General features: G+C 64.1%; 15 protein-coding genes and 1 tRNA gene. 10 read left to right on the forward strand and 6 right to left on the reverse strand.

Annotation, left to right across the window (positions count from 1 at the left end; translation table 11 throughout):
- Positions 1-6 precede the first annotated feature (6 nt).
- Genes soxC through FDT80_RS11385 form a run of 4 tightly spaced genes read left to right on the forward strand, consistent with a single transcriptional unit; the run spans position 7 to position 3,274 of the window.
- The gene (gene soxC / locus FDT80_RS11370; RefSeq protein WP_138662389.1) at positions 7-1,269 is read left to right on the forward strand and encodes a sulfite dehydrogenase; all 1,263 of its coding nucleotides are present in this window, start codon (positions 7-9) and stop codon (positions 1,267-1,269) included.
- On the forward strand, positions 1,253-2,284 hold the full coding sequence (locus FDT80_RS11375) for a c-type cytochrome (protein WP_138662390.1): 1,032 nt from the start codon (positions 1,253-1,255) through the stop codon (positions 2,282-2,284). The genes soxC and FDT80_RS11375 overlap by 17 nt, the downstream gene beginning before the upstream one ends.
- Positions 2,285-2,338: 54 nt before the next feature.
- Positions 2,339-2,782 carry a DsrE family protein gene (locus FDT80_RS11380; RefSeq protein ID WP_170311849.1) on the forward strand — a complete coding sequence of 148 codons (444 nt, stop codon included), beginning with the start codon at positions 2,339-2,341 and terminating at the stop codon, positions 2,780-2,782.
- Positions 2,783-2,839: 57 nt separating this feature from the next.
- Positions 2,840-3,274: a DUF302 domain-containing protein gene (locus FDT80_RS11385; protein ID WP_138662391.1), complete on the forward strand. Its 435-nt coding sequence runs from the start codon at positions 2,840-2,842 to the stop codon at positions 3,272-3,274.
- Between the two features lie 13 nt (positions 3,275-3,287).
- On the opposite strand, the gene FDT80_RS11390 is transcribed toward FDT80_RS11385, so the two are convergent.
- From FDT80_RS11390 to FDT80_RS11400, 3 genes are all read right to left on the reverse strand, one after another.
- A complete protein-coding gene (locus FDT80_RS11390; RefSeq protein WP_138662392.1) occupies positions 3,288-4,202 on the reverse strand; it encodes an MBL fold metallo-hydrolase in 915 nt (304 codons plus the stop codon).
- A 124-nt stretch (positions 4,203-4,326) separates the two neighbouring features.
- Positions 4,327-4,402: transfer RNA gene (locus FDT80_RS11395), tRNA-Ala, on the reverse strand.
- A gap of 116 nt (positions 4,403-4,518) precedes the next feature.
- Positions 4,519-4,848, reverse strand: coding sequence for a TIGR02300 family protein (locus FDT80_RS11400; RefSeq protein ID WP_138662393.1), 330 nt, complete (start codon positions 4,846-4,848; stop codon positions 4,519-4,521).
- Between the two features lie 112 nt (positions 4,849-4,960).
- Here FDT80_RS11400 and FDT80_RS11405 point away from each other — a divergent pair, with 112 nt between their 5' ends.
- Together FDT80_RS11405 and FDT80_RS11410 are read left to right on the forward strand one after the other, a co-directional pair.
- Positions 4,961-5,653 (forward strand): M48 family metallopeptidase, encoded by a 693-nt coding sequence (locus FDT80_RS11405; protein ID WP_138662394.1) that lies wholly within the window; start codon positions 4,961-4,963, stop codon positions 5,651-5,653.
- Positions 5,654-5,696: 43 nt separating this feature from the next.
- Complete coding sequence (locus FDT80_RS11410; RefSeq protein ID WP_138662395.1) at positions 5,697-6,347, forward strand: GntR family transcriptional regulator; 651 nt, start codon at positions 5,697-5,699, stop codon at positions 6,345-6,347.
- Between the two features lie 69 nt (positions 6,348-6,416).
- Here the strand turns inward: FDT80_RS11410 and FDT80_RS11415 are convergent, their stop codons facing one another.
- Positions 6,417-7,379 (reverse strand): acetyl-CoA carboxylase carboxyltransferase subunit alpha, encoded by a 963-nt coding sequence (locus FDT80_RS11415; RefSeq protein ID WP_138662396.1) that lies wholly within the window; start codon positions 7,377-7,379, stop codon positions 6,417-6,419.
- A gap of 291 nt (positions 7,380-7,670) precedes the next feature.
- Here FDT80_RS11415 and FDT80_RS18890 point away from each other — a divergent pair, with 291 nt between their 5' ends.
- Positions 7,671-7,832: a hypothetical protein gene (locus tag FDT80_RS18890; RefSeq protein ID WP_170311850.1), complete on the forward strand. Its 162-nt coding sequence runs from the start codon at positions 7,671-7,673 to the stop codon at positions 7,830-7,832.
- 95 nt (positions 7,833-7,927) lie between these two features.
- Here the strand turns inward: FDT80_RS18890 and FDT80_RS11425 are convergent, their stop codons facing one another.
- Entirely contained in the window at positions 7,928-8,884 is a 957-nt protein-coding gene (locus tag FDT80_RS11425) for an L-malyl-CoA/beta-methylmalyl-CoA lyase (RefSeq protein ID WP_138662398.1), read from the reverse strand.
- Positions 8,885-9,150: 266 nt separating this feature from the next.
- Here FDT80_RS11425 and dgcN point away from each other — a divergent pair, with 266 nt between their 5' ends.
- The 3 genes from dgcN (at position 9,151) to FDT80_RS11440 (ending at position 12,057) form a co-directional block, all read left to right on the forward strand.
- Positions 9,151-10,152, forward strand: coding sequence for an N-acetyltransferase DgcN (dgcN, locus tag FDT80_RS11430; RefSeq protein ID WP_138662399.1), 1,002 nt, complete (start codon positions 9,151-9,153; stop codon positions 10,150-10,152).
- A gap of 67 nt (positions 10,153-10,219) precedes the next feature.
- Positions 10,220-11,185, forward strand: coding sequence for an N-acetyl-D-Glu racemase DgcA (dgcA, locus tag FDT80_RS11435; RefSeq protein WP_138662400.1), 966 nt, complete (start codon positions 10,220-10,222; stop codon positions 11,183-11,185).
- Positions 11,186-11,193: 8 nt separating this feature from the next.
- The gene (locus tag FDT80_RS11440) at positions 11,194-12,057 is read left to right on the forward strand and encodes a D-amino-acid transaminase (RefSeq protein ID WP_170311851.1); all 864 of its coding nucleotides are present in this window, start codon (positions 11,194-11,196) and stop codon (positions 12,055-12,057) included.
- 85 nt (positions 12,058-12,142) lie between these two features.
- Here the strand turns inward: FDT80_RS11440 and FDT80_RS11445 are convergent, their stop codons facing one another.
- Positions 12,143-12,469, reverse strand: a complete 327-nt coding sequence (locus FDT80_RS11445) for a DUF1244 domain-containing protein (RefSeq protein ID WP_138662401.1) — start codon at positions 12,467-12,469, stop codon at positions 12,143-12,145.
- Positions 12,470-12,474 lie beyond the last annotated feature (5 nt).

The raw sequence follows: 12,474 nt of genomic DNA on the forward strand, positions 1-12,474 counted from the left end.
GACAAGATGACACTGAAGTTCAATGGCAAGAAGCCGTCGCGAAGGGCCTTTCTGCAAGGCGCGGCCACGATGGGCGCGGGTTTGACCCTCGGGGGTCAGGCCCGGGCGGCGGATCCGGCGATTGCCGTGAAGCCGTGGATGCAGGAATTGGGCGACGGCGTCGATACGTCACCGTATGGTATGCCGTCCGAGTACGAGGCGCACGTCAAGCGGCGCAACGTCGAATGGCTGACGGCAGACACGGTATCGTCGATCAACTTTACCCCGTTGCACGAGCTGGATGGCATCATCACCCCTAACGGGCTGTGTTTCGAGCGGCACCACGCGGGCGTCGCGCGGCTGGACCCGCGCGAATACCGTCTGATGATCAACGGTCTGGTGGACACGCCGATGGTGTTCACGCTCGAGGACCTGATGCGCTTTCCACGCGAAAACCACGTGTATTTCCTGGAATGTGCGGCCAACTCCGGCATGGAATGGCGTGGCGCGCAGCTCAATGGCTGCCAGTTCACCCACGGCATGATCCACAACGTCATGTACACCGGTGTGCCGCTGCGCCTGATCCTTGAGGAAGCGGGCGTCAGGACCGCAGGCAAATGGCTGCTGCCCGAAGGTGCGGATGCATCGGCCATGACGCGGTCCGTGCCGTTGGAAAAGGCGATGGACGATTGCCTTGTCGCGTTCAAGATGAACGGCGAGGCCCTGCGCCCCGAGCAGGGATACCCCGTGCGCCTTGTCGTGCCCGGCTGGGAAGGCAACATGTGGGTCAAATGGCTGCGCCGGATCGAAGTGGGCGACCAGCCTTGGCACCACCGCGAAGAGACCAGCAAATACACCGACCTTCTGGCCGATGGCTCCGCGCGGCGCTTTACCTGGGAGATGGATGCGAAATCGGTCATCACCTCGCCCAGCCCGCAGGCGCCGATCACCCACGGCAAGGGCCATACCGTCATCACCGGTGTCGCCTGGTCCGGGCGCGGAACGATCCCGCGGGTGGATGTCACGCTCGATGGCGGCATCAATTGGCACCAGGCGCGGATGTCGGGGCCGTCGCTGGAAAAATCGATGCACCGCTTTTACTATGAATTCGATTGGGACGGGTCGCCCCTGCTGCTGCAAAGCAGGGCGCATGACAGCACAGGCTATGTGCAGCCGACCAAGGACATGCTGCGCAAGATCCGTGGCGAGAATTCGATCTACCACAACAACGGCATCCAGACATGGGCCATCAACGCGGAAGGGATCGCGGAAAATGTCGAGATTTCTTAAAGCCGCGCTTTTTGCGACACTCGCCGCCGGCACCGCGCAGGCCGGGCCGCTGGGTCTTGGCCGCGAGGCCCTGCCCGAAGAGATCGCGGTCTGGGACATAGACGTGCGCCCGGACGGTCTGGGCCTGCCCGAAGGGTCGGGCGACGTGGCCACCGGCGAGTTGCTCTTTGCCGACAATTGCGCGGTGTGCCACGGTGATTTCGGCGAGGCGGTGGGTCGTTGGCCGGTGCTTGCGGGTGGCGAAGGCAGCCTGACCAACGATCGCCCGGTCAAGACTGTCGGCTCCTACTGGCCCTATCTTTCGACGGTCTATGACTACGTGAACCGCGCGATGCCATTCGGCTATGCCCAGTCGCTGGAGGCCGACGAGGTCTATGCGATCACGGCCTACTTGCTTTACCTCAACTACATCGTGGACGAGGATTTCGAGCTGAGCCGCGACACGTTCACCCAAGTGGAAATGCCCAATGAGGGCGGGTTCTTCATGGATGACCGGGCGGAGGTCGAATTGACCCAGTTTAGCGCCGAGCCCTGCATGAGCGGTTGCAAGACCGAGGTGAAGATCACGGCGCGCGCCGCGGTGATCGATGTCACGCCCGAGGAAACCGCCGCCAAGGCCGCCGAGCAGGCCGCCACGCAAGCGGATGCCGCCGCCGCGCCCGAGACCGAACCCGAGACCGAGGTCGCCGCCGTGGATCCGGCGTTGATCGAAGCCGGAGAGAAGGTGTTCCGCAAGTGCAAGGCCTGCCACCAGGTCGGTGAGGAGGCCGAGAACGGCGTCGGCCCGCACCTCAACGGCGTGATCGGCCGCGCGGCCGGGGCGGTCGATGATTTCCGCTATTCCAAACCTTTGACGGAAATGGCCGGGCAGGGGCTGGTCTGGACGTCTGACACGATGTCGGAATTCCTGCTGGCTCCAAGGTCCTACATCAAGGGCACCAAGATGGGTTTTGCGGGTCTGAAAAAAGAGAACGACCGCGCGGCGGTGGCGGCCTATCTCGCCACATTCGACTGAACGACAGTTGCCCGGGCCCAAGCGCCCGGGCTTTTCATTTCCGGGAGGATTTCAATGACTGCACTCTTCAATCGACTGGCGGTTGCGATCGTGGCACTGACGCTGGCGACGGCGGCGATGGCCCAGGATGGCATGCACCGCCTCGCGCTTCAGATCAGCGACAACGATCCGCAAAAGATGAACACCGTGCTGAACGTGGCGGCGAACGTGGCGCGCCACTATTCCGATCTTGGCGAGGAGGTGGAGATCAGGATCGTGGCCTTCAACGCCGGGCTTCACATGCTGCGCGAGGATACATCGCCGGTGCTGGAGCGTTTGAAATCCTTCGATCAATCCATGCACAACGTCAGCTTTGCGGCCTGCGACAACACCGTGGCGGCAATGGCCCGCAAGGAGGGCAAGGAGATCCCGGTCGTGGCGATGGCCGAACATGTGCCTGCCGGAGTGGTCGATCTGATCACGCTGGACGAAGCGGGATGGACGATCGTGCGGCCATGATGCCGTTGCAGGGCCGCGTGATCCACGTTGCCCCATTTTGAGGAAGGAGACACTGTGATGAAACGTTCTTTGCTTTCTTTTGCCCTTGTCGCGGGTCTGGCAGTGCCTGCCGCAGCCGAGGATCAGGCTGTCAGCTATCCATTCGAAGGCTCGTTCGAGGACGCGACCTTTGCCGTGGAAAGCGCGATTGTCGGGCGCGGGCTGGTGATCGACTACGTAAGCCACGTCGGCGATATGCTGAACCGGACAGCCGCGGATGTGGGCTCGGACGTCGAGCTGTTTACGCAGGCCGACGTCTTCCTGTTCTGCTCGGCTCAGGTGTCGCGTGCGGTGATGGAGGCGGACCCGATGAACATCGCCCATTGCCCCTATGGCGTCTTCGTCGCCGATCGGGGGGGCGAGGTGATGATCGGCTATCGCACCTATCCAGACGGGGCCATGCAAGAGGTTCAGTCCCTTCTGGATGACATCGCCATGGAAGCGCTGGAGTAACCGGCGCGGCCGGCTAGAGCGCCGGGACGAACCGGTAGGCATCGCCCGACCGTTCCACCCGGCCGATCCCGCCATCGGGCAGATGAAATCCGATGAGCATGGTCTGATCCTGTGCGAGCATGTCCAGCAGCCGCAGGCGCGTGGCGGCGCCCATGTCGCGGTCCTGATCGGCCCCGCTGCGCCAGTCGGGGCGGGCAAAGGCCACGTGGTGATTGCCGATGGCATCGCCCGCGACCAGCACCGCTTCGGACCCCTGTCGGATCTCGAATCCCATGTGCCCGGGTGTATGGCCGAAAGTGGCATGCGCCATGACGCCCGGCAGCAGTTCCTCCGCATCGCCGAAAAAGGTGCAGTGTTCGGCTATCGCCTCCAGCCTCCGGGCCGCGCCCACGGCAAAGGCGGCACGCTCGGGTCCGATGCTGTCCACGGTGTCCGGATCGGACCAGTAGTCGAATTCGCGCTGGCCCATCAGGTAACTGGCGTTGGCAAACATCGGGTCGTCGAAATCATCCAGAACACCCCAAAGATGGTCGGGATGACCGTGGGTCAACACGACGTCGGTGACATCCTCTGGCATGATTCCGATCGCGCCCAGTGCGTCGCGCAGGCGTCCCGCGCTTGGCATGAACCCGTCGCCGGAGCCCGCGTCGAACAAGACGGTCCGACCCCGCGCGCGCATCAGCGTCACGTTGCACGGTGGCTGCACCGCGTCCCGCGAAACGCCGTGCTGCGACAGGATCGAATCCAGTTCGTCCTCGGGCAGGTCGGGAAACAGGAACTGACCCGGCAGCACCAGATGACCGTCGCTGACTGTGGTCACTTCGATATCGCCAAGGCTCAGGGTCTGGCGCGCCAGCAGCCGCGTCGGGCCCGCGACCAGCACCCCGGCGCCAAGGCCGCCCAAAAGCATGCGTCGGGTGATCTGCATTTTGCGGCGCCCCATAAATTCACTTATGAGAATATGATGCCGTAACGCGACCGCTCATGCAAGCGCACAGTGCGGCCGGTAACAAGTCAGAAAGGGTACGGAATATGTACGGATTGGGTCGGTTTGGTGGAGCCTAGCGGGATCGAACCGCTGACCTCCTGCATGCCATGCAGGCGCTCTCCCAGCTGAGCTAAGGCCCCAAACCGAAGGGCCCTGGGCCCCGCGAGGATCATTGCCTGATCCGGTGCGCCGGTGTCTAGGCGCATCCATAGGCAGGATCAAGTCAAAAAAACCCGGTCCTGCCGATATTCAGTTTTTAGTCGTCGTCGTCCGAGGCGACATCGGCGATCTCGTCAAGCGACACGTCGTCGTCGTCCTCTTCGTCGTCGTCGAGGATATCGTCGCCCAGATCGACATCGACATCTTCGTCATCGTCGTCCAGGACCACGTCTTCGGCTTCTTCGGACTTCTTCGCCTTGGCTGTCGCCGCGTCTTCGGCATCCGCCGCGATCATGCGCGACTTGGAGTTGTCGACCACGACCTCTTCGCCGGTGTAAGGGCTGATGATCGGCGTCTTGTTGAGGTCATAGAACCGTTTGCCGGTTGTGGGGCAGAGGCGCTTCGTTCCCCATTCTTCCTTGGGCATGAAAAACCCCCTTTTCGAATTGCTGTTGCGTGTAGATGATTCAGGCCAAGTGCCATATGAGGTGAGTGCTGTAAAGGCCTGACCCCATGTGGCGGCTGATCAAGAGGGCCCGATGAGCGATCACTTTCTGCCCGGCGCACCGCCGATTCCGCTGATCCTGCGCCGCAGTCCCAGAGCGCGGCGCATTTCACTGCGAATCTCGCAATTGGACGGGCGTGTCACCCTGACCCTTCCGCGCGGCGTGCGCGATGCCGAAGCCTTGCGTTTCGCCGCACAGAAAGAAGAGTGGATTCGCGGCCATCTGGACGCACGCGGCGCGGATGTGGTGGTGCGGCACGGGGCGCATGTGCCGATTGGCGGGACACCGCACCATGTGGTGCCGGGCGTCGGGCGGCGGATCGAGATCGCGGCGGGTCGAATCGCCGTGCCCGGCGCCGCGCAGGACGTGGGGCCGCGGTTGGCCGGGCACCTCAAGCAACTGGCGCGCAATCGGCTGGCCGAAGCATCGGATCATTTCGCCGCGCGTCTGGGGGTGCGCTATGACCGGATCACGCTGCGCGATACGCGGTCGCGCTGGGGGTCTTGTACGGCGGATGGCGGGTTGATGTATTCGTGGCGGCTGATCCTGGCTCCGCCCGAGGTCTTGAGCTATGTCGCGGCGCATGAGGTCGCGCATCTGGTCGAGATGAACCATTCGCCCGCCTTTTGGGCGCGTGTGACAGACGCCTATGGCGACTACAGCCGCCCGCGCGGATGGTTGCGCGGTCAAGGCGGCGATCTGCACCGTTATCGGTTCGCGCCCTAGGTGCCGCTTGACCCCGGCGGCGGTTGTGATCACAAGTTCACCCATGAACCTCAGCCCGCGCCCCGTCGATGCCGCCCCCGTCGCCCATGACCGCGTGTACCGCCGTCTGCGGACGCGGATCATGCATGGCGACATCCCCCCGGGTCAGGCGCTGACCCTGCGCGGTATCGGTCGCGAATTCGAGGTGTCGATGACGCCGGTGCGCGAAGCCGTGCGCAGGCTGGCCGCCGAAGGGGCGCTGACCATGTCCGTGTCGGGGCGCATTTCCACGCCCGAACTCAGCAACGAGCGGATCGAGGAATTGGCGGCGCTGCGTGCGCTGATCGAGGTCGAGTTGGCCAGCCGCGCGTTGCCGCGTGCGCACATGGCGCTGATCGAACGGCTGCAAACGATCAATACTTCGGTATCCGAGGCGATCGCCCATCGCGATGCGGTCAGCTATATCCGTGCCAACCTGGAGTTTCATCGCACGCTTTACCTGCGGGCGCAGGCGCCTGCGATGCTGGCGATGGCGGAAACGGTGTGGTTGCAGATGGGCCCGACGATGCGCGCGCTCTATGGGCGGCTGCGACGGACCGAAGCGCCGCAGTTTCACAAGCTCATCATCGCGGCCCTGCGGGCGGGCGACGAGCCGGGGCTGCGGTTGGCCGTGCGATCGGACGTTACGCAGGGCTTGCGGATGCTGGCGAGCTAGCCGCGCGGCGCGCCGGAATGTTCGAAATTTCCGGTCCGTTTTCCATGCACCAAATCGGTCACTGGGACATCAGGCGGCAAGACCCTTGGACCCGAGGTCGAGAAATTTCTGGCGCCGATCATCGATCAGTTCGCTGCGGCTTTTGCCGGAAAGCTCCTTGAGCATCGCCTGGATGGATTTGCCGACCGCTTCGATGGCTTTGGCGGGATCGCGGTGCGCACCCCCCAGCGGTTCGTCGATCACGCGGTCCGTCACGCCCAATTGGCGCAGGTCCTGCGCGGTCAGGCGCAGTGCTTCGGCCGCTTCGCGCATCTTCTCCGCGTCTTTCCACAGGATCGATGCGCAGCCTTCCGGGCTGATCACCGAATAGACCGAATGTTCCAGCATGGCGACGCGATTCGCGGTGGCAAAGGCGACGGCACCGCCCGATCCGCCTTCGCCGATCACCACGGCGATCAGCGGCACGCCGATCTGCAGACATTTTTCGGTTGCACGCGCGATCGCCTCCGACTGCCCGCGCTCCTCGGCGCCCTTGCCGGGATAGGCGCCCGGGGTATCGACCAGCGTGATGACCGGCAGGCCAAAGCGGTTTGCTAGATCCATCAGGCGGATCGCCTTGCGGTAGCCTTCGGGCCGCGCCATTCCGAAATTCCGCTCGATCCGCGACTTGGTATCGTTGCCTTTCTCGTGGCCGATCACCATGACCGGGGTATCGCCCAGCCGTGCCAGTCCGCCCATCACCGCGTGGTCGTCGGCGAAATTGCGATCGCCGGCCAGCGGAGTGTATTCGTCGAACAACGCTTCGATGTAGTCCTTGCAATGCGGTCGCTCGGGGTGGCGCGCGACCTGGCACTTGCGCCAAGGGGTCAGCGATTTGTACAGGTCGATCATCATCGCTTTGGCCTTTGCGTCCAACGCCGCGGCTTCCGATGTGACGTCCATGTCTTCATTGTTGCGGGCCAGCGCGCGCAATTCCTCGGCCTTGCCTTCGATCTCGGCGAGGGGTTTTTCGAAATCCATATACTGTGTCATTCGCTGGCTCCGCTTGGGGTTGCAGTTGTATGCCGGGCCTTGCGCGCATTTGCAACGCTTCGCAAGCGGGTGGGCCGGCTGGCCTGGATCATCGTCCACAGCGGGACGCCGGGGCCCCGGCAGAGCGTTGCCGATTGTTTCGCATCTCCGGTCAATCGCCCGGCATCGACGCGACAGGCACCATGACAGAGCGGAAAACAGATTGTTTCCTCGCGATTCCTTGTGCCGTGGCCGGTTTTTGTTAGCTCTGGCGTGAAATAAGGCGAAATCTGGGCGAAATCGAGGCCAATCATGACGCTGGTGAATTACATGCTGTCGGGCATTCTTGGGGCTGTTGCGGCACTTTATCTGTATCTCGATCGCGTCAGTCTGAGCTTTGAGATGATCGATGCGCCCGGCTGGACATCCGAGGCGCACCAGTGCGCGGCCCATGACAAAAAGACCTCTGTCTGACGGAACCGTATCGGCGCATGGCGACGGGGCTGATTGTCCGGCCGCGCCTGTCAAGAACGGCCCGCGCGGCGGCGCAGGCCGTGTCGCGGTCGGCGTCAGCCCTTGATCATCTCGGACTGGCGGACGATGACCTCGGCCTGCTTGATGCTGGCGATATCCACCAGGCGCCCCTTGTAGACCGCGGCGCCTTCGCCCTTGGCGGTGGCTTTCTCCATCGCCTCGAGAATGGCGCGCGCCTCGGCGACGGCCTCGTCCGAGGGGGTGAAGACCTCGTTCGACAGGGCGACCTGTTTGGGATGGATCGCCCATTTGCCGACCATGCCCAGGGTCGCGGAGCGGCGCGCCTGCGCGCGGAAGCCCTCGTCATCGGAAAAATCGCCAAAGGGGCCATCGACCGGCAGAACGCCGTGGGTCCGGCAGGCGGCCACGATCGCCGCCTGCGCCCAGTGCCACGGGTCGGAGTAATGCCGCTGTCCATCGTGGTGCATGTAGTAGTTGTCCTGGGTTCCGCCGATGCCGGTGGTCTGCATTCCCATCGACGCGGCGAAATCCGCGGCGCCGAGGCTCATCGCCTGCAACCGGGGGGAACTGGCGGCGATCTCCTCGACATGGGCAATGCCCGCGGCGCTTTCGATGATGACCTCGAAGTTGATCTTTTTCGTGCGGCCCTTGGCGGTTTCGACCGCCGTGGCCAGCGCGTCGACGGCATAGACATCCGCCGCGCAGCCCACCTTGGGGATCATGATCTGATCCAAACGGTCGCCCGCCTGTTCCAGCAGGTCGATCACATCGCGATACCAGTAGGGCGTGTCGAGACTGTTAATCCGCACCGACAGCGTTTTCGTGCCCCAGTCGATGTCGGAAATGGCCGCGATGACGTTGGCGCGCGCGCTGTCCTTGTCGGACGGGGCCACGCTGTCTTCGAGGTCGAGGTTGATCACGTCGGCGTCGCTTGCCGCCATTTTCTCGAAGATGGCCGGGCGCGATCCGGGTCCGAACAACTGGCAGCGGTTGGGGCGTGCGGGGGCTGTGGGCTGAATACGGAAGCTCATGGGGCACCTTTCGAGTAATATTATTGCGGTTGCATTGGTCGGTCTGGTATTAAATTGCGCGACCGCCCGCAAGCCGATTTTGCAGGTGCAGCATGATCCGGTCGCTGCGGGCAGGGTCGGCTGTGCCGCTGAACGCTATCAACCGGCGCGAAAACCGGCGCCGGGCGCAGAATTGTGCAACTAACCGGCGGCATGGGATGGAAAAGCACGGTCATTGCGCGATATATCGGCCAGGCTGCAGCAATCGCGCATAAGGAGCCTGAGCCATGATCGAAACCCCGTACCTTCTTTTTCTGGGCGACGCGCCGGATCAACTGGCCGCGAAAGTGGCGCAGGGCATCAAGGACTGGCGGCCCGAAAACGCCGTCGGCCAGTTCCGGATGGATGGGTGTCAGGCCGATGTGCGCCTGCCCGACATGACGCTGGAGGAGGCGAAGGCCGCCGGCGCCCGGACGCTGGTGATCGGCGTGGCGAATCGCGGCGGCAAGATCAGCGCCGCCTGGCGCGAGGTGCTGGTCGCGGCGCTCGAGGCGGGCTTTGACCTGGCGAGCGGATTGCACAACCTGTTGCGCGACGTGCCGGAACTGGCCGCGGCGGCGCAGGCGAACGGGCGGTCGCTGCACGACGTGCGCGTGCCGTCGGTGGAGTATCCGATTGCCAATGGCGTCAGGCGGCGTGGCAAGCGCGTGCTGGCGGTCGGCACCGATTGTTCGGTGGGCAAGATGTACACCGGGCTGGCGCTGGACGCCGCGATGAAGGCGCGGGGCATGAAGAGTTCCTTCCGCGCCACCGGGCAGACCGGGATCCTGATCACCGGAGAAGGCATTCCGCTGGACGCGGTGATCGCGGATTTCATGGCTGGATCGGTGGAATGGCTGACCCCCGACAATGACGAGGATCACTGGGACATCATCGAGGGGCAGGGCAGCCTGTTCCACGTGTCCTATTCCGGCGTCACGATGGCGCTGATCCACGGCGGGCAGCCCGACGCGCTGATCCTGAGCCACGAGCCGACACGCAAGACGATGCGCGGCCTGCCGGATTACGCGCTTCCGTCGCTGGAGGCGCTGCGCGAGACGGCGTTGACGATGGCGCGGGTGGCCAACCCCGCCTGCGAGGTGATTGGCGTGTCGGTGAACACGCAGGCCTTGGGCGAGGATGAGGCGTTGGCCTATCTGGCGCAGGTCGAGCGTGAGACGGGGCTGCCAACGGTCGATCCGTTCCGACAGGGGGCGGCGCGTTTGGCGGACGCGCTGGAACGCCTGTGAGGCCCGCACTTGCGGCCACCGCCGGAGCCTCCGGCGGGAGTATTTTGGACCCAAAGAAGAGGATGTGATGCGCATTGAGGTAAGCCGGGATATCTTTCCGCTGGCGCAGGTGTTCACGATCAGCCGTGGATCCCGGTCTGAGGCGCAGGTGCTGACGGTTCGAATCGGTGAGGGCGATTTGACCGGTTGGGGCGAATGCGTGCCCTACGCGCGCTACGACGAGACGCTGGATACTGTGGCGGCGCAGATCGAGGCGCTGCCGGGCGATGTGACGCGTGCGGCGCTTTACGATCTGTTGCCGGCGGGGGCCGCGCGCAACGCGGTGGATTGCGCGCTGTGGGATCTTGAGGCCAAGCGCGCGGGCAGGCGGGTCTGGGAGCTGGCCGGGCTGCCCGAACCGGGGCCGGAGATCACGGCATATACCCTGTCGTTGGACAGCCCGGAGAAGATGCAGGCGCAGGCCGCGCGAAACGCGCATCGGCCACTGCTGAAGATCAAGCTGGGCACACCCGACGACATGCCGCGGCTGGAGGCGGTGCGCGCCGGTGCGCCGGCCTCGCGGATCATCATCGACGCCAACGAGGGCTGGTCGGCGGAGGTCTATGCGGACCTGGCGCCGCACCTGCTGCGCCTGGGCGTCGACCTGGTCGAGCAGCCCTTGCCCGCGGGCGATGACGAGGCGTTGATCGGGATGGACCGGCCGGTGCCTGTCTGTGCGGATGAAAGTTGTCACGACCGCGGGTCGTTGGCCGGGCTGAAGGGCAAATACGATGTGATCAACATCAAGCTGGACAAGACCGGCGGTCTGACAGAGGCGCTGGCGCTGCGGGCAGAGGGCATTGCGCAGGGGTATGGCGTGATGGTCGGCTGCATGGTCGGGTCGAGCCTGGCGATGGCGCCCGCGACGCTGGTGGCGCAGGGGGCGACGATCACCGACCTTGACGGGCCACTGTTGTTGGCCGAAGACCGTGAGATGGCCTTGAAGTTTGACGCCCGCGGGGTGCATCCGCCCAGCGCGGCCCTCTGGGGATAGGAGAGACGATGATGCGCACGGTATATGTGAATGGCGAGTACCTGCCCGAGACTGAGGCGAAGGTGTCGATCTTTGATCGCGGGTTCTTGATGGCCGACGGCGTCTACGAGGTGACGTCGGTGCTGGATGGGAAGCTGATAGATTTCGAAGGTCATGCCCTGCGGTTGCAGCGGTCACTGGACGAGTTGGACATGCGCAACCCGATCTCGAGCGAGGATCTGCTGGAGGTTCATCGGGAGTTGGTGCGCCTCAACGGGATCGACGAGGGGATGATCTATCTGCAGATCACGCGCGGTGCGCCGGGCGACAGGGATTTCGTTTTTCCCGATCCCGAAACGACCGATCCGACGATCGTTCTGTTTACTCAGAACAAGCCAGGACTGGCCGACAATCCGGCGGCGAAACAGGGGATCAAGGTCATCAGCATCGAAGACATCCGCTGGGGGCGGCGCGATATCAAGACGGTGCAACTGCTCTATCCCAGCATGGGCAAGATGATGGCGAAAAAGGCGGGCGCCGACGACGCATGGATGGTCGAGGACGGCGTGGTGACCGAGGGCACAAGCAACAACGCCTATATCGTCAAGGGCAACCGGATCATCACCCGCAGCCTGTCGCAGTCCATTCTGCACGGTATCACGCGTGCCGCCGTGCTGCGCTTTGCCCGCGAAGCGCAGATGGAGGTCGAGGAGCGTGATTTCACCATCGCCGAGGCGCAGGAGGCCGATGAGGCCTTTGTCACCTCGGCCAGCACTTTCGTGATGCCTGTGGTCGAGATCGACGGGGTCGCGCTTGGCGGCGGTGTGCCGGGACGGGTCGCGCCACGCCTGCGCGAGATCTATCTGGACGAGAGCCGCAAGGCCGCGATCTGACATCTGCGGCGGCTTGCGGTCCCTGCCCGGAATTCTGAAAGTTCCGGTCCGTTTCCCTTGCAAGACGACGGGCGGTGCGGTCGGGTCAGGATTTCCTTTCGACGTTTTCGGTGAAAGCGGTCTTGAAGGCATCCTGTTGCGTTCCGCTGGCCTCGGTCTGGTAGGTGGCCTTCCACTCGTCCATCGTCATGCCGTAGAACAGTTCGCGCGCCTCGTCCTTGGTCATCTCCATGCCGCGTTCCGCCGCTGCTTCCTGATACCAGCGGGACAGGCAGTTGCGGCAAAACCCCGCCAGGTTCATCAAGTCGATGTTCTGCACATCGGTGCGGTCCTGCATCAGGTGCTGCTGCAGGCGCCGGTAGGCCGCGGCCTGCAGTTCGATTTCGGTCTGGGTCGGGGTGGCATCGGGCATGTCGG

Origin of the sequence: Sulfitobacter sabulilitoris, assembly GCF_005887615.1 — a bacterium.
GTDB classification, from domain to species: Bacteria; Pseudomonadota; Alphaproteobacteria; order Rhodobacterales; family Rhodobacteraceae; genus Sulfitobacter_E; species Sulfitobacter_E sabulilitoris.